Genomic DNA, 17,108 nt, shown 5'->3' on the forward strand with positions numbered 1-17,108 from the left:
GCACCACCCAAGCCACCAGAGCTACGGCAAGTCCAGACCGCCGGGACCTGGGCGAGCGCGGCGGCCGGCACCGGCCCCACCCGGCCGGCCACGTCCGCCGCCGTCCGGTCGCCGCGCAGACCGCGGCGTCACGCCTTGCCAGCCCCCGAGCGTCGCAGGATAGAAATGGACCATGACCGGACATTCAGGGCGCTTCCGGCGTTGGTTGAGCCGCGCGCCCAGCCGTTCCGCTTCCCGGGGTGTCTCCGTTACCGAGAGCGATCCGGACGACCGGCAGGGCGAACACCCTGCGGGGGCCGGGGGCTCGCACGGCCTGCGGGCCTGGTTGACGACACGCAGTGTCGCCCGGGAGGTCTTCCTGCTCCAGCTGGTGCTCGTGGTGCTGCTCATCGCGGCGGCAGTCGTGGCCATCGTCGTCCAGACGCGGCGCGACACCATGACCGACGCCCGGCACCGGACGCTCGCCGCCGCTGAGTCCTTCGCGCACTCCTGGGGGCTCCAGGAGGCGCTGAACAGCGACGATCCGACCGCCAAGCTCCAGCCCCGCGCCGAGGCGGCCCGCAAGGCCTCCGGCGTCGACGCCCTCATCGTGTACAAACTCGACGGGATCACCCTCACCCACAGCGACCCGCGGCAGATCGGCAAACACGTCATCGGCCCCTATGCCGACGCCGCCCGGGGCAAGCCCTTCACCAGGACCTTCCAGGGCGCCCTGGGCCTCTCCGTGATCTCTGCGGCCCCCGTCACGGACTCTTCCGGCAAGGTGATCGCCATCGTCTCCGCACCGGTCACGGTGGAGAACGTACAGAAATCGGTCAACCAGCAGCTGCCCCTCTTCATGGGCACCGCAGTTGGGGCGCTGGCGCTCGCCGGAGGCGGCGCGGGGCTGGTGAGCCGCCGGCTGCGCCGGCAGACCCACGGTCTGGGACCGGCCGAGATGACCCGGATGTACGAGCACCACGATGCGGTCCTCCACGCGGTGCGGGAGGGCGTCCTCATCGTCGGCCGCGGCGGACGGCTGCTGCTGGCCAACGACGAGGCACGGCGGCTCCTGGACCTGCCGGCGGACGCGGAGGGACGCTACGTCGGCGACCTGGGCCTGGACACGCGGACGGTGGACCTCCTGACGTCGGACCGGACCGCCACCGACGAGGTGCACCTGGCCCAGGACCGGCTGCTGGCCCTCAACAAGCGGTCCACCGCCCCCTACGGAGCCCGTCACGGGAGCGTGGTGACCCTGCGCGACACCACGGAACTGAGGTGGCTGACCGGGCGTGCCGAGAGGGCGCGGGAGCGGTTGCGGCTGCTGTACGACGCCGGGGTACGCATCGGTTCCACGCTGAACGTCGAACGCACTGCCTCGGCCCTGGCGCAGGTGGCGGTCCCCCGGTTCGCCGACATCGTCGCCGTCAAGCTGCGGGACCCGGTCCTGCGGGGCGAGGAGCCCGCCGCGGCAGGTGCCAAGCTGCACCGCGTGGCCATCGAGGGCCTGGCGGCGGACCATCCGCTCCACTCCGTCGGCGAGCTGATGGGGTTCGTCCCTGGCACCCCGGTGGCGGCGGGTGTGGACCAGGGCCGCTCCATGGCGGTGCCGGACCTGGCCGGCTCTTCCGAATGGCGGTCCCAGGACCCGGAACGCGCCCGACGCGTCCTGGACCACGGGGTGCACTCCTTGGTGGTCGTACCGCTGCTCGCCCGGGGCGTGGTGCTGGGAGTGGTGGACTTCTGGCGGTCGGGAAGCTCCCCTCCGTTCGACGACGAGGACCTGTCCTTCGCCGAGGAACTGGCGGGGCGGGCCGCCGTGGGGATCGACAATGCCCGGCGCTACACCCGGGAACGCACCATGGCGATGACGCTGCAGCGCAGCCTGATGCCCCGCGGTCTGCCCGAACAGGACGCCCTGGAGGTGGCGCACCGCTACCTGCCCGCCCAGGCGGGAGTGGGCGGCGACTGGTTCGACGTCATCCCGCTGCCCGGCGCCCGGGTGGCGCTGGTCATCGGGGACGTCGTCGGACACGGCCTGCACGCCGCCGCCACCATGGGCCGGCTGCGCATCGCCGTGCACAACTTCTCGGCCCTGGACCTCTCCCCCGACGAGCTGCTGGGCCACCTGGACGAGCTGGTGGCCCGCATCGACGTCCAGGACGAGGACACCGAGGCGGGGCCGGTCATCACCGGCGCCACCTGCCTGTACGTCGTTTACGACTTCGTCTCCGGGCGGGTCACCGCCGCCACGGCCGGCCATCTGCCGCCGGCCGTGGCCTACCCCGACGGCAGGGTGGAGTTCCTGCACCCTCCGGTCTCGCCGCCGCTGGGCCTGGGCAGCGGCCTGCCCTTCGAGCCCACTGAGCTGTCACTGCCGGAGGGCTCCCGGCTGGTGCTCTACACCGACGGGCTGGTCGAGGACCGCAGCCGCGACCTGGACGAGGGGCTGGAGGCGCTGCGCGCCGCCCTCGCCGGACCGGACCGTACGCCGGCGGAGACCTGCGCCACCGTCATGCACGCGCTGCTGCCGACCAGGTCCGCCGACGATGTCGCGTTGCTGGTGGCCCGGACCCGGCGGCTGGACCCGGCACGGGTCGCCGAGTGGGGCGTGCCCCGCGACCCGGCGGCCGTGGGCCCGGTCCGCAACGCCTGCGTCCGGCAGTTGACGGACTGGGGCCTGGCGGACCTCGCCTACGGCACCGAGCTCATCCTCAGTGAACTGATCACCAACGCCGTTCGCTACGGCTCCGAGCCCATCCACGTGCGGCTCCTGCACACACGGAGCCTGATCTGTGAAGTCTCCGACGGCAGCAGTACCTCCCCCCACATCCGCCAGGCGAAGGACACCGACGAAGAAGGCCGTGGCCTCTTCCTCGTCGCGCAGTTCGCCGAACAGTGGGGGACCCGCTACTCCCCCAGGGGTAAGACGATCTGGGCCGCTCAGACGGTCGGCCTCGAAGCCCCGGCTTCGGACGAAATGCCGTGGGAGCAGCTCCTCGGCCATCAAGGGCACAGCGGGGAGGGATGAGGCCGTGGCGTGGCGGCCGCACCGGGGACGGGGGTGGTGCTCGGTGGTGCCTGCCACCCGCGTGTCGTCTGCTCGCCGCTGTGACCTGGCCCGATCGCCGTCCTGACCGAAGTCCGCAAGGGTGCGGAGTACTCTGGTTCGGACCATTGCTCAAGGGAGAAACGTCGGACAGTGGCATGTCGCCTCGGCGTGGCGCCGGGGTCACCCGCATGCCAAGTCGTCGGCGGCCTCCCGGGAGTACCAGGGACACCCGCTCGGCAAATCTGCCGGGTCCCTCGGTGTACCGCCCCACCTCCGGGTGTGCGCCGTCCTTGGCGGTCGGGCCGCTGCACTGGCCGTGCTGCGACAGCACCCCACGTGGCCGGCCCTGTCTGCTCCGCCGGCCACCGGCGGACCGCCCCACCCTGCCTTGCTGGAGGCGTCGTGGCTACACACCATCGGGTCCGCGCAGGCGCTCTCGTCTGCTGTCTGGGACTTGCGGCACTCGGGCTGAGTGCCTGCCAGGGAGGGCGAACCACCCGGCCGGTCGAGCCGGCCCGGGCCGAGTCCGTCGCGGAGGCGGGCGGGACGGCGGCGCTGGTCAAGGCGGCGAAGAAGGAGGGCAGGCTCAACGCGATCGCGCTGCCGCGGCCGTGGGCCAGCTACGAAGGACTGATCAACGGCTTCGAGAAGAAGTACCGCATCAAAGTCGTCGTCGACAATCCGTACGGCCACAGCCAGCAGGAGATCGACGCCATCAAGCGTTACCGCGGACAGGAGCGTGCCCCCGACGTGCTCGACCTCGGGGATTCCTTCGCCCAGTCCGCGGCGCGGCAGAACCTGCTGGCCCCTTACCGGGTCGCGCAGTTCGACCAGATTCCACCGGAACAGAAGGACCCCAAGGCCCGCTGGTACAACAACTACGGTGGGTACATCTCCATCGGCTGCGACGCCGCCCGCGTCCGGACCTGCCCCTACTCCTTCGCGGATCTGCTCGGGCCGGAGTACAAGGGACTGGTCGCGATCCAGGGCGATCCCACGATCGCGGGATCGGCGTTCGCCGCCGTGTACGCGGCGGCACTCGCCAACGGGGGGTCGTTCTCCGACATCCAGCCGGGCATCGACTTCTTCGCCCGGCTCGACAAGATCGGCAACTACAACCGCGCCGACCCCACCACGGCCGCCATCGCCCAGGGCAAGACACCGATCAGCATCGAGTGGGACTACCTCAACCTGCAGCACGTCGACCAGCTCCGTGGGACGGGCGTGGACTGGAAGGTCTCCATCCCGTTCGACGGCAGCTTCTCGCAGTACTACGCACAGGCGATCAACAAGCACGCCCCCCACCCGGCCGCGGCACGGCTATGGGAGGAGTACCTCTTCAGCCCGGAGGGCCAGAACCTACGCCTCGTGGACTACGCCCGCCCGGTGCTGATGGACGTCATGGCGAAGAACGGCACCCTCGACAAGACCCTGGCCTCACGGCTGCCGACGGTCGAGGGCACACCGCAGTTCCCCACCGAGGCCGAGCTGAACCGGGCGTTGCGCACCGTCCGTCACAACTGGCCCCAGGCCGTCGGCGGCTGATCCGTCCTCGCCGGGCCCGGTGCGGACGCAGACGAACCCGCCTGGCACCGTCGACGTCCACTCCCTGTGCTCCTGGCCGCCGCCCGCACAGCGGATCGCGTCAGCGCAGAACCGGACGAGCGCGGACGGTGATGATGGGGTGGGTGCCCCGGCACCGCGCCCTCCCGAGCGCTTCTCGCTCGACGCTGTTCTGCAACGCGATGGCTGCCTTGAGCGTGGTGGTCGCCAGTGATCGCCGGGTCGGGCCGCCGGGCGCCTGACGCCGGACGCCGGACGCCGGACGCCGGACCATGTCACCACCGACGCCCCCGCCCTTGCCAGGCGATACCGGGCCGAACGGGTGACGATGGAAACGACCCCGTCCGACCACATCGTCCCTGGAAGGGTGATCTGGAATGGCCTCCCCCTCAGATTCCACCTCAGGCACCGGCCCTCCCCGCCCGGAAGGCACCGAGCCCCAAGGCGCCTCCGCAACCGAAACCCTGGGGGCCCTGGCGAACGCGGGCTGGCAGATCGCTCTCACCGCGGGCGTGGCCGCGATCGCCTTGGGCGTTGTGGTCCTCGTCTGGCCGAAGGGGACGCTGCAGGTCCTCGGCGTGCTCTTCGGCATCTACCTGCTGCTCGTCGGGGCCTTCCAACTGGCCGCCGCGTTCGGCGCACACGTTCCCGCGCATCTTCGGGCACTACATTTCCTCGCCGGAGCGGTCTCCGTCCTGCTCGGACTGATCTGCTTCCGTGGGACGCTGCAGTCGATCCTGCTGCTCGCCCTGTGGATCGGCTTCGGCTGGCTGATGCGCGGCGTCATGGTGACGGCCACGGCGGTCTCCGCCCCGGCCATGCCGGCGCGGGGCTGGATGGTGTTCTCAGGAATCGTCGGCATGCTGGCGGGCATAGTGCTGATCGTCGCGCCGTTCGCCTCGATCGCCGCGCTCACCCTGGTGACGGGCATCATGGCCATAGTCCTCGGAGTGGTTGAGGTATTCCACGCCATCAGAATGCGGGTCGAAGTCGGCCGTCTCCTTCCCCGCACCCCGCCCAAGCGGCGCCCCCTGTTCCACTCCACGCCACATCCACAGCACTGATCACTACAGCTCGGCGATCGCAGAGCCCAGGCCCTGAAAGCACGGGCGGCCCTGCTGCACGACAAAGCGAGCGCCTACCTCTGGAAGAGGTAGGCGCTCACCCCGGCCGGTCACTGCGCAGCCCCAGCACGCCGCCTGGTGACCAGATGAATTCTCAGCCCCCGGAAACGCTCACCGAGATCGAACAACTCACCAGCCTCCACACCCTCGCCGCAGGCATCGACCGCGACCGCGACGCTGTCATCGCCGTCATCACCGGCCTCACTCCGCCCTGGAATTCGGCGTCTTTGAGGGGCACGTCAACCACATCAAGATACTCACATGCCAGATGTCCGGCCGCGCCGGCTTCCGACCCCCTGCGAAAGCGTGTTCTGTTCGCGTGGCGGAGAGCATCCGTGTCACGAAAGGCGAGCGCGCCTAGAAGTGAACGAAGCCCTGCCCGGGGCCGGTTCCGGCCGTCATGTCACTGTCGCGCATTCTTCCGGTCGCCATTCTCTGGGCACTTGGGGAATATTGCGGATCCCGCTGGACTCCAGGCGTTCCACTGGTGACGGCGTGACTCCAGCGGATAGGATATCGCGCGCTGCTCGCGATGATGGTCGGCGAGGTCGGCGATGGGGGGGGTGGGGCACCGTGATTGAGTGGCAAGAACACACAATCCAGAGCTGCCCCGGCCAAGACCCTGAACACGCGTTCGCTTTTTCTGGCCTGCGACGCTTACCACTCGCCCGCAATACCTCAAGCGATCACGCGATCACCACAAAGCGGTCCACGCAACGGCGTGGGCCCTCTTTCTTTCCGTGGTGTTCGCGCCGACCTCCACGTCCGGGGCCACTCGGTGGACGGGCAGCGAGAAGCGGGCGCTTCGTTTTCCTGACAAGAAAAGTGAGGAGTGTGATGCCATGAACCGAGTCGGAAGAAACTCTCGCCGGTCGGCCTGGAGGCTTGTGGAGCCGCTGGCGCGCGGGGGGTTATCCGTTCTCTTACTGGCAGGCGGCGCCGTGGGAGCGACGGCTGGACCGGCCGCCGCTTCGACCGCCGACGGCACGTTGACGGTTGAGGTGCTGCGCGACTTCTTCGGCACCGGCGTGCTCAACGCGACGATGGACGTGCCGCAGCGGGGCATGAAGGTGGAGATCTCCGACCCCGCTGGGCACCGGGTCAACGGCGTCACGGATGCCACCGGAAAGGTCGTGGTGCCGGGGTCGACCGTGCTGAACGGCGGCCGGTACCGCGTCGACGTCAGCGTCCCGGCACCGTACAGCGACTATCTGCGGGCGGCGCCTGCGTCGACGGCGGAGAACCACTTCGACAGCTTCACGTCGTTCGTGGATGTGTCGGACGGAAAGAACGCCTCGGTGGTGACGGGGGTGTGGGATCCGGCCGACTACACGCTCCCGGAGTCGCGGTATTTCGTACCGGTGCACAATGGCGGCAACGGAACCGACACCCGGGCCTTGGTGGCGTTCGGGACGAAGAGCCGAGGCACGTGTCCCACCGGTGTGGCGTGCCCGGCCACGCTGGCGACACAGGCCCAGGTGGGCACCACGTTCGGGTTGGCGTACGACAAGTACCGGACCCGGCTGTTCCAGAGCGCGTTCGCCCGCCGGTACGCCCCGTACGGGCCGCAGGGCGGGGGCGCGATCTACACGGTGCCGGTCAACGGCTCGGGTGCGCCGGAGCCGTTCGCGCGGGTGCCGGACGCCGCGGTGACGCGGCACGACACCGCCCGCATGATCAAGGATCCCGGGTTCACCGACGCGCCGGGCAAGGAGAGCATCGGTGGCCTGGCCCTGTCGGAGGACGGCTCCACGCTGTACGCGGTGAATCTGCGGACCCGCAGCCTGGTGAGCTTCGACGCGACAGGGGCCACCGCCGCGGCGCCCAAGTCGACGGTCCCGATCCCGGACCCGGGGTGCGCAAGCCCCGACGACTGGCGGCCGTTCGGCCTCCAGACCCACAACAACACGCTGTACGTCGGCGGCGTGTGCAGCGCGGAGAGCACGCAGCAGCGCGCGGACCTGAAAGCCTTCGTCTCCACCTACGACGGCAAGCGGTTCACCACGGTGCTGAGCCATCCGCTCACGTACGAACGCGGCACCGTCTTCGGTTCCGGTGACAAGGCCACCCACTGGAACCCGTGGAACACCAGCCTGGACACGTGGGACGACCGCAAGGCGGGCGGCGTCTTCATCGATCCGCAGCCGGAACTGGCCTCCCTCGCCTTCGCCCGAGACGACTCGATGATCCTGGGTTTCCGCGACCGGTTCATGGACGTGGTCAGTTGGGGAGGGCTGGACCCCCGCCCGGGGAACGACACGGCGGAAAACGGCATGTCCGGTGGTGACATCACCATGGTCTGCGCCACTCCCACCGGTGAATACCAGTGGGAAGGTACCGGGAGCTGCCCCAACCACGCCACCCCCGCCAACAATGGCGGCCAGGCAGCCCATGTCGTCGAATACTTCCCGGGCGACTTCTACGCCAACGCGCACCAGGAGACCGCCCTGGGGTCGGTGGCCTATATCCCGCAGCAGCAGTGGGTCGTCAGCACGGAGTTCGACCCGGTCGTCGACGTCGCGACCTCAGGGACCGGGTACCACGACCTCACGACCGGTCAGGGCCCGGGCAACAACCCGACCGCCAACGGGTTCCAGTTCGTCAGCCGGGAACAAGGCGGATTCGGCAAGGCCGGCGGGCTCGGTGACATCGCGTACGCGGCGGCGAACGCGCCGATCCAGATCGGCAACGTCGTGTGGTTCGACGGCGACCACAACGGGATCCAGGACCCGGGGCACGTGCTGCTGCCGGGGGCGACGATCAACCTGCTGGACGCGGACGGCAAACAGGTCGCCACGACCAGGACCAATGCCGCCGGCGAGTACTACTTCGGTGGGGTCGGCGCCGAGTACCAGCTCACACCGGGTGCGAAATACACGGTGCAGTTCGACGTGTGTACCGCCGACACCAGCAAGGTGCCCGGCCAACCCCCGGCGAGCGAGCTGCGGTTCACACTCCCGCGAGCCGGTGCCAACCGTGCGCATGACTCCAATGTGACCCCGCCGACCACCGGGCAGTTGTGCAACGGCTACGCGCCCGTCACGGCGCCGAGCAAGCCGGGCGGGGTCGATCACACGATTGACGCCGGGGTGTACATCCCGAAGGCAACACCGACCCCGACGCCGACCCCAACTCCGACCCCGACCCCAACTCCGACGCCAACTCCAACCCCAACCCACACGCCGGGCCCGACCTCGCCGCCGGCCGCTACACCGCCACCACCCGCGCCGCCTGCCCACCAGCCGGGCCCGGCCGGTGGGAGCAAGGGATCGCTGGCGCACACCGGTACGTCCGCGCTGCCACAGATGATCGCTCTGGTCGGTCTGCTGGTGGGTGCGGGCCTGGTCATCGTGTTCATGAGCCGGAAGCGCCGCGCCCGGAAACCCTGAGAAGCACTGAGAAACACTGAGAAGCACTGAACGAACCGAACAACAGTGATCTGCCTGCCCGCGCTCCGGACGGCGCGGTCGGGCAGATCACGTCTCGGCCGGTCCACGAGGGCCGGCCTTGGCTTCGTCGGAAGAGTGGGTGAATCACAAGAGTGTCAGCGTCGAGCCGCGTGCGGAGCGTGAGAATCCAGCAAGCTCTACCGGGCCGTGCGGCTGGCCGGCGCCGATGGCTGCGGCCACGCTGGGCGGCAGCCGTCATCGGCACAGCGGCCGTCGCGGTGGCCGCGGTGGTCGCGTTCCTTCTCGCCGGCGACGGCTCCGGCCCCAGCGGTCCGCGCGCGCTGACGTCGGATGAGGCGAACCGGTTGGCGATCACGCGGTTCCGTAACTATGAGGCGCACGGCCGCGCGGTGACGATCACCGTGCCGGGCACCGCCGGCGGGCTGACCGTCACCGGTTCCGTCGACTACAAACGCAAGCTCGGTTACGGCGTGGTGCACGGCACCGGACGCGGCACGTCCAGCGACGGGCTGATCGGGTGGACGGCCACCTCGGTGTCCGTCCACCCGATGGCGGACGCCCCGGGACAGGCACCCGCGTCGCCGCCCCGCTCGGGCTGGTACAGCCGTCCGCTGCTGTCGTCCGGCAGCGCGCTGGACAGTTCGCTGGCCATCGCGCTCAGGCTCGGCAGCGACCGGCCGGACAACGCCGAACTGCTGCCGCAGAACGGTGCCGCCTGGTGGGGACGAGACAAGGTGGGCGGGCATGGAGTGGACGTCATGACCGGGCCGTCCTCCCGGGACCGTCCCGGTACGGCGGGCAACGTGCGCTACTGGGTCGGCTCGGACGGCACCATGTACCGGGTCCGCGTCAGTGTGGCTTCCGAGTCGCAGCCGGTGGTCATCGACTTCGACACCCAGAAGTACGTTTCGGTCAGGCCGGTACCCGGCCCCGGAGCCACCCCGACCCGGTAGCCGCTGTTCAGGACGTCTGCACCCGCGCGTTTCCGGCGAGCAGGGAAGCTGACGGCAGTGGGATGTCTGCGGCCTTGGGCAGGGCCGGAACGGCCGGGACAGCGGTGGCGCCCGTGGTGGTGGCGTGGGGGAACTGCGGCTGTGGACCCGGCGCCGCGACCTCGGTGAACGGGATGCCACCGGGCGCCGTCGGCATCCGCCACCTGCCGGCCGGCGAGGGTGACCGGGCCGGAAGCGGGCAGGACGCGGTTGTCGCGAGCCGGGCGGGCACTGTGGTGCGCAGATCGTTGCCGCGCAGGCAGTTGCCCCGTCCCCGCGTGGCGTTGGGGAACGTCCAGCCGACGTCGACGCCGTTGCCGGTGAACGTGTTGTCCACGATCTGGTTGCCCAGCGGAGGTAGGTCGGCGGTTGCGGTGATCACCAGCCCGGCATTGCTGTTGCCGGCGATGCGGTTGCGGACGAACCGGTTGTCGCTGCCGCCGTCGATGCCGATGCCGGTCCCCCACCCGCCGTCGGCCTGCTCCGGGGTGGGCCTCCGCTGGTTGGCAGCGATCAGATTGCCCGCGATGACGGCGCCCCGCTGCGGGAGCAGCTTCTCCTGGTGGTCGGAGTCGGTGGTCAGACCGACCCGGTTGCCGACCAGGCGGTTGCCGACCACGTACATGTCTCCGCCGGCGTTGGTGCCTTCGTAACCGATCGCGTTGAGTTCGGCGATGTTGTCCCGCACCACGATGCGACAGGGCTTGCACTGTCCGACGTAGATCCCGGAGTCGGCCCCGCCTGACGCGTACGAGTGCTCGATGACACCGTTCTGCGCGGAGAACGCGTAGATGCCGTACAGACCGTTGCGGGTCGCGGTCACATGCGAGACCAGGAAAGACTTCAGGAAGGTGACCGGCTCATCGCCGGTGTCGTAGCCTCCGGAACGCCCCGGTAGTCCGGCGACCGCTTTCGCCGAACCGGTAACCAGGACTCCGTTCTGCGTGTTGTTCTTTACGGTCAGGTTCTCCACGGCCACCCCGGGCGCGGTGACGACGATGCCGTTCGGTTGCCGCAACCGCCCGTCGATCACGACCTTGTCCCGGGACGCACCACGAAGAGTGACACGAGGCGTGGAGACCTTCACCGACTCGTGGTACACACCCGGGGCGACCAGCACCAGATCACCGGAGTGAGCGAGAGACACCGCATCCGAGATCGTCGGGGCGTCAGCCGGCACTCTGATCGTCACGTGCGCGCCGGGTGGCCGCCGGCCGTGGCCCGCCCCGCCATCGCCGGGCCCGCAGCCCGCCACTACGCATGTCAGTGTGCTCAGTAACGCGGCCATCACGCGAAGACGCAGACGAGGCATGACCTCATCCTGGCACGAAGTCATCCCTGCACGGAGGCCGATTGCGACCAACTCGCCTACACGAGAAGGAATATGGCATTCTCCACACCGTGAGCCCAGCCGACTCCCATCCAACACGCCGCGCGTTCCTCGGTGCCACCGGGGCGGTGGCGGCCACCGGGCTCACCGCAGGGTGCGAATCGCCTGCACCTCAGCCCAGCCGGCCTTCTTCCCCCGCGTCACCTACCCGGGTGTCGCCGACCGGCCGCCATCAGGCAGGCATCACGCTCCCGCAACCGGCCCAGCCGAACCTCCTGGCGGTGGTGGCCGACCTCGGCGACACCGTGGCGGTCGGCACGCTGCTGGCCGAACTCGGCCAGACCGTTCACACCCTCACCGCGGGAACCGATCCCCGACTGCTGGGCCTGCCGCCGGGCGATCTCACCGTGACGATCGGGGTGGGCCCACGGCTGGTGCGCTTGGCCGATCCCTCCCTGCCCGGCGCGGCAGACCTCCCCCGGTTCTCCCGCGAGGAGATCGCCCCGCAGGCACGCGGCGGGGACCTGTTGATCCAGATCTGCGCCAGCGACCCCTTACTGTTACCGGTCGTCGCCACCGCGCTTCTGGAGCAGGCCGGTCACCGGGTACGGGAACGCTGGCGGCAGTCCGGACGCCGCGGCCCGAACGTCCCCGTGGACAAGGGCATTTCCGCGCCCCGAAACCTTCTCGGTTTCATCGACGGCATCGTGGGCCCGCACACGACGGCCGAACACCAACGCCACCTGTGGCTGGCCGGGCCGGCTCCCGTCGGCGGCGGCACGATCGCCGTGGTGCGCCGCATGGAACTCGACCTGCCGCGGTTCACCGCGCTCTCCGTCGCCGAGCAGGAGGCGGTCTTCGGCCGGCACAGAGCCACCGGCGCGCCCCTCTCCGGCGGGACCACCGCCTGGGACCCGAACCTCGGCGCCAAAACACCGGACGGGCGCTATCTCGTCCCGGCCGACGCCCACGTCCGCCGGGCCAACCCCAACGTGGTCGGCGTCGGCCTCATGCTCCGCCGCTCCTACAGCACCGACGCGCCCACCCCCGGCCTGCTCTTCATCAGCTTCCAGAACGACCTACGCACCTTCACCAACACTCTTGCGCACATGGACGATTCCGACGCACTGCTGCGCTTCACCACCACCACCGCCAGCGCAACATTCCTCATCCTCCCCGGCTTCGACCAGCAGCACCCGCTCGGCGTCAAGATGTTCCACTGAACCGGTCGACGACGGCGCCGCGGTCGTCGCGCGATGTCGTTGCCGATGGTCGCCGGGCTGGACCCGCGGGCCCGGTTCGAGGCGATGGTTGCTCAGGTGTGCCGAGACCAGAAGGCGACGCACGCGAGGTAGGTGACGGCGGCGGTGGCCACGGACCAGAAGGGGTACCGGTTCACCGTTCGGGCCCGTCCCCTGCCAGGAACCCCCACGTTCGATCCTGACGGCGCCATCACCGCCGGGGTGCCCGACGGGACCGGCATCGCTGCTCGTCCCCCACCGGTCCAGTCGACGAATTCACCTGCACCGGGTGACACCAGAGTCGGTCAGCACGCACCAAGCGGACAGCAGCAGCCGCGCCGGGAGCGAGGAGCAGGCAACGAGCAACGCGCCCGTCCCGCAGGAACTAGGCAGGTTCGGGGGGACCATCGCTCTCGCCTCCCTCCGGTGTGGTCCGGAGCGTGGGCGGACCTTAGCAGCCCCATCGGCCATGGCACGGCACGGGCACGGGCATTGCAACTGATGGGCCGTCACCCTACACTCCCCGCACCCCCACCGCACCGGGGCGCTCGTACGGTCTTATCCCTACGATCCGTGCGCGGTGCAGCGGGGCGGCGCGCCGCGTGCCGGAAGGACAGCCATGTCCGACGACAGCGCTCAGAGAACTTCCCTCACCCGCCGCACGCTCCTGACCGCGACCGCCGCTGCAGGTCTCGCCGCCGCAGCCGGTCTACAGCCCACGCATCGCATCCCCGCGGGCAGCGCCGCGGCCACCCTCACCCCACCGCCCGGCTTCCCCGCCGGTATCCCTCTCTCCCAACAGGCCTTTCGTAACTGGTCGTTGGAGATCGTCGTCGAGGGCGTCTGGACCGCTTCGGCACGTACCCCCGACGACGTGGTAACCCTCGCCAACTGGGCCCACGAGCACGGCTACCGCCTCCGGGCCAGGGGCAAGGGCCACACCTGGTCGCCGCTGGTGTTACCCGCCGGTGCCGACAGCTCCCGCACCCTCATCGTCGACACCACCTCCCACCTCACCGCGGTCAGCGTCCGCGGCGGCAATCCCGGGAGCGTCACCGCGCAGGCCGGGGCGACCCTCGACACCATCCTGGTCCGCCTGGAGGAGGCGGGGCTCGGCCTCGCCGCGACCACTGCACCCGGCGACCTCACCATCGGCGGGGTGCTCGCCATCGGTGGCCACGGCACGGGGCTGCCCACCGCCGGCGAACACCCGCCCGCAGGCTCCGGCTTCGGCACCCTGAGCTCTCTGGTCACCTCTCTCACAGCCGTGGTGTGGAGCGCGGCGGAAGGCCGCTACGCGCTCAGAACCTTCACTCGCTCCGACCCCGACATCCGCGCCTTCCTCGTCCACCTGGGCCGCGCCTTCGTCACCGAGGTGACCATGACCGCTGCGGCCAACACGCGTCTGCGCTGCCGAAACTGGTACGACGTCAACATCGCCACCGTCTTCGGTCCGCCCGGCACCGGCGGCCGGACGATCAGCTCCTATCTGGACAGCACCGGGCGTATCGAGGCGATCTGGTTCCCGTTCACCGATGTGCCGTGGCTGAAGGTGTGGAGTGTGGCACCGGCCAAGCCCTGGCTGGCCAAACAGATCGACGCCCCCTACCCCTACTCGTTCGCCAACCGTGTCACCGAGGACATGTCGGCGTTGCTCGGAGAGATCGCCGCCGGTGGGGGCGACAAGACACCCGCCTTCACGAAACTTGCCATGTCCATCGTCGGTTCCGGGCTGATCGTCACCGGAACGTGGGACGTCTGGGGCTGGTCGAAGAACAGTCTGCTGTACGTCGAACCCACGACACTGCGCATCGTCGAAGCCGGCTGGGCGGTACTGACCTCCCGGGCGAACGTGCAGCGCGTGGTGAGCGACTTCTACGGCCACTACCAGAGTGTGCTGGCAGCTCACCAGAGCCGCGGCTCCTACCCCGTCAACGGCCCGATCGAGCTCCGCATCACCGGTACCGACCCGCACGACGACGGCCCCCTCCTCTCGCCGGCCCTCGCCCGGCCCGACCACCCTGAATGGGACACCGTGGTGTGGCTCGACTTCGCCACCTACCCCGGCACTCCCGGCGCGGCCCCTTTCTTCCGCGAAATGGAGCAGTGGATCTGGCAGACGTACACCGGCTCGTACGCGACCGTACGTCCCGAGTGGTCCAAGGGCTGGGCCTACACGGACAGCGGCCCATGGACGGACCCTTCCACGCTGGGCAACACCGTGCCGGCCGCGTTCCACGACTGGCGCACCGCCCGGAACACGCTGAACTCCTACGATCCGGCCCGGGTGTTCTCCAACGCCTTCCTCGACACGCTGCTGCCTTGAGCCACGGCGGCCATACTGCGCGAAAACGTATGACCCTTGACGCAGCCTTGGGGCCACCCCCATCGATGGCCCCAAGGCATCGGTGCCGGCCAGCCGGTCAGCCCGTCAGCCCGTCAGCCGCGGGTGTCAGCGAGCCCGGTCACGGAGGCCTGCGCAGGAAGACGGCCTCGGCCGGTTGCCCGGGTCCTGCCGAACCAGCGGCCGGCGGCCCGCTCGAACTCCGTACGATCCAAGGCGCTTTCGCCTGCCCAGGCGATGATGCCGTCAGGCCGGACAAGCACGGCACCGAGTCCGAGGTCCTGGCGCGCCGCCCCGGCTGCGTACCGGATCCGATCGGCCCAGCCCTGCGCGGAATCGTGCAGACGGCGGTCGGGGGTGAAATCGAGGGCGACGCCTCGTCCCTCCTGCAGCAGGTCGCCCAGGCGGGTGCCGTCCTCCAGGCGAAGTTCCGGGGCATTGCGGCCGACCAGCGGCTGCTCGCCGCCAAGGTCGTAGCGCAGTGACGTTCCGGACAACTTCTCGAAGACATAGGTCGTTCCGTCAGGGGTCCCGATCAGGTCGCGGATCAGTGCTTGCACCGCCTGGCCGTGGTGGTCCGGCTTCATGGCTGCAACCTGGGCGCGCGTCCAGCCGACCACCCATGCGCCGATCGGATGGCGCTCGCGGGTGTAGGTGTCGAGGAGCCCCTGCGGCGCCTCCCCGCGCGCGGTCGCCGCGAGCTTCCATCCCAGGTTCAGGGCGTCGCCGAGGCCGACGTTGAGTCCCTGCCCGCCAAGGGGAGAGTGGATGTGGGCGGCGTCGCCCGCGAGCAGGACACGTCCCTGCCGGTAGGTCGTCGTCTGCATCGCCCGATCGGTGAAGGTGGAGGCCAGATGGACGTCGTTCAGCGTCACGTCGGTGCCGGACACGCGGCGCAGAACCGCCTGGAGGTGGTCGCGGGTCGGTTGCCGAGTGCGGTCGAACGCGCCTCCGTCGAAGTCCATCACGCCGATGTGCCCTGCCATGGGCATCTGGACGTACATGCCTGTCGGCGTCAGATTGAACCCAGGGCTCAGCTTCTCGGGATCGGCGACCGTGGCGAGCATGGTGTAGCCGGTGGCCTCCGGCTCGCTGCCGACGAAGTCGAAGCCCGCGAGCTTGCGCACCGTGCTGCGTCCGCCATCGCAGCCGACGATCCAACGCGCCGGGTACGCGTCATCGCCGGCGTGAGCGATCACGCTCTCCTCGTTCTGTGTGACGGCTGCGACCCTGACGCCGCGCCTGATCTCCACGCCCAGTTGGGCCGCCCTCTCGGACAACGCCGTCTCGACCGCGTCGAGGCTCGTGATCACGCCCTCCATCGCCGGGCTGGGAAGCCGAAACGGCAGGGCGGTGACGTTGATGTCGGCCGGATCGAGCACCATGCCGGCGAAGTGGCCCACGTGGCGTGGGGGCGCCGGTTCGTCCGGCGCATCGGGGTAGTCGTCGATGCCCGACGCTGACAGCAGTTGCGGCAGCATCCCGCGGCGGTAGAACGCCTCGACCGACGCGGCGGACAGGCCCCGCAGGCCGAGCGGGAGTGCCTTCCGCTCGGAGTGGAGCTCCGTCTCCTGCTCAAGTACCAGGACGGAACAGTTCGCGAGACCAAGTTCGCAGGCCAGAAACAGACCCACCGGGCCTGCGCCCACGATCACTACGTCATACACAAAGATCACCTCTGAACAGTGGTATGTCGGCCGAGCGGCTGCCCGGCAGTTCTCCTGGAAGGCGCCCAACCGCCCCAGCGCCCGGGACCGAACCGCCGGCCCCCGGTGCGCGGATCGACGCCAGGGCTCCAACTCCCGCTCGGCGAGGGCGGCTTCCGCGGTCCGCGAAGGCGCCCTCGCCGAGCGGAGCCTCAGCGCGGGCCTTCGGCGGCTCACCGCCCCTGTTCGAACATGGTGACCAGGCGGCGGGGCGCGTCGTCGCCGACGAGGAGTTCGTTGAGCTGTGTGCCTTCCGCGGCGGCTGCGGCGCTGCGGGGGAACATGTCCTGCTCGTATGCGGTGAGTGCGGTCTCGATGTCGTCGGGGTGGGTGGCGAGGGCTTTGCCGAGTTCGGCGGCGTCGA

Annotated in this window: 9 protein-coding genes and 1 pseudogene; 7 read left to right on the plus strand and 3 right to left on the minus strand. The window is 69.9% G+C overall.

From position 1 onward, the window contains the following. Window positions 1-313: 313 nt before the first annotated feature. The 5 genes from AB0G35_RS31315 to AB0G35_RS31335 all read left to right on the plus strand — a co-directional run bounded on the left by AB0G35_RS31315 (window position 314) and on the right by AB0G35_RS31335 (window position 10,084). Window positions 314-3,013, plus strand: coding sequence for a SpoIIE family protein phosphatase (locus tag AB0G35_RS31315; RefSeq protein WP_360956454.1), 2,700 nt, complete (start codon window positions 314-316; stop codon window positions 3,011-3,013). Window positions 3,014-3,436: 423 nt separating this feature from the next. Beyond that, window positions 3,437-4,579, plus strand: coding sequence for an extracellular solute-binding protein (locus tag AB0G35_RS31320; RefSeq protein WP_360956432.1), 1,143 nt, complete (start codon window positions 3,437-3,439; stop codon window positions 4,577-4,579). A 395-nt stretch (window positions 4,580-4,974) separates the two neighbouring features. Continuing rightward, window positions 4,975-5,661, plus strand: coding sequence for an HdeD family acid-resistance protein (locus AB0G35_RS31325; protein WP_360956434.1), 687 nt, complete (start codon window positions 4,975-4,977; stop codon window positions 5,659-5,661). Window positions 5,662-6,662: 1,001 nt separating this feature from the next. Continuing rightward, entirely contained in the window at window positions 6,663-9,110 is a 2,448-nt protein-coding gene (locus tag AB0G35_RS31330; protein ID WP_360956436.1) for an SdrD B-like domain-containing protein, read from the plus strand. 287 nt (window positions 9,111-9,397) lie between these two features. After that, window positions 9,398-10,084, plus strand: coding sequence for a hypothetical protein (locus AB0G35_RS31335; RefSeq protein WP_360956438.1), 687 nt, complete (start codon window positions 9,398-9,400; stop codon window positions 10,082-10,084). A 7-nt stretch (window positions 10,085-10,091) separates the two neighbouring features. Here the strand turns inward: AB0G35_RS31335 and AB0G35_RS31340 are convergent, their stop codons facing one another. After that, window positions 10,092-11,435: a right-handed parallel beta-helix repeat-containing protein gene (locus AB0G35_RS31340; protein WP_360956440.1), complete on the minus strand. Its 1,344-nt coding sequence runs from the start codon at window positions 11,433-11,435 to the stop codon at window positions 10,092-10,094. Between the two features lie 89 nt (window positions 11,436-11,524). On the opposite strand from AB0G35_RS31340, the gene AB0G35_RS31345 reads away from it, so the two are divergent. Next, complete coding sequence (locus tag AB0G35_RS31345) at window positions 11,525-12,676, plus strand: Dyp-type peroxidase (protein ID WP_360956442.1); 1,152 nt, start codon at window positions 11,525-11,527, stop codon at window positions 12,674-12,676. A 637-nt stretch (window positions 12,677-13,313) separates the two neighbouring features. Then, a complete protein-coding gene (locus AB0G35_RS31350) occupies window positions 13,314-15,020 on the plus strand; it encodes a cholesterol oxidase substrate-binding domain-containing protein (RefSeq protein ID WP_360956444.1) in 1,707 nt (568 codons plus the stop codon). Between the two features lie 113 nt (window positions 15,021-15,133). Here the strand turns inward: AB0G35_RS31350 and AB0G35_RS31355 are convergent, their stop codons facing one another. Together AB0G35_RS31355 and AB0G35_RS31360 are read right to left on the minus strand one after the other, a co-directional pair. Continuing rightward, window positions 15,134-16,705 carry an FAD-dependent monooxygenase gene (locus AB0G35_RS31355; RefSeq protein WP_360956456.1) on the minus strand — a complete coding sequence of 524 codons (1,572 nt, stop codon included), beginning with the start codon at window positions 16,703-16,705 and terminating at the stop codon, window positions 15,134-15,136. A 212-nt stretch (window positions 16,706-16,917) separates the two neighbouring features. After that, window positions 16,918-17,108: pseudogene (locus AB0G35_RS31360) on the minus strand (FAD-dependent monooxygenase); the annotation flags it as partial.

It is taken from the genome of Streptomyces sp. NPDC021749 (assembly GCF_040640655.1).
GTDB lineage: Bacteria > Actinomycetota > Actinomycetes > Streptomycetales > Streptomycetaceae > Streptomyces.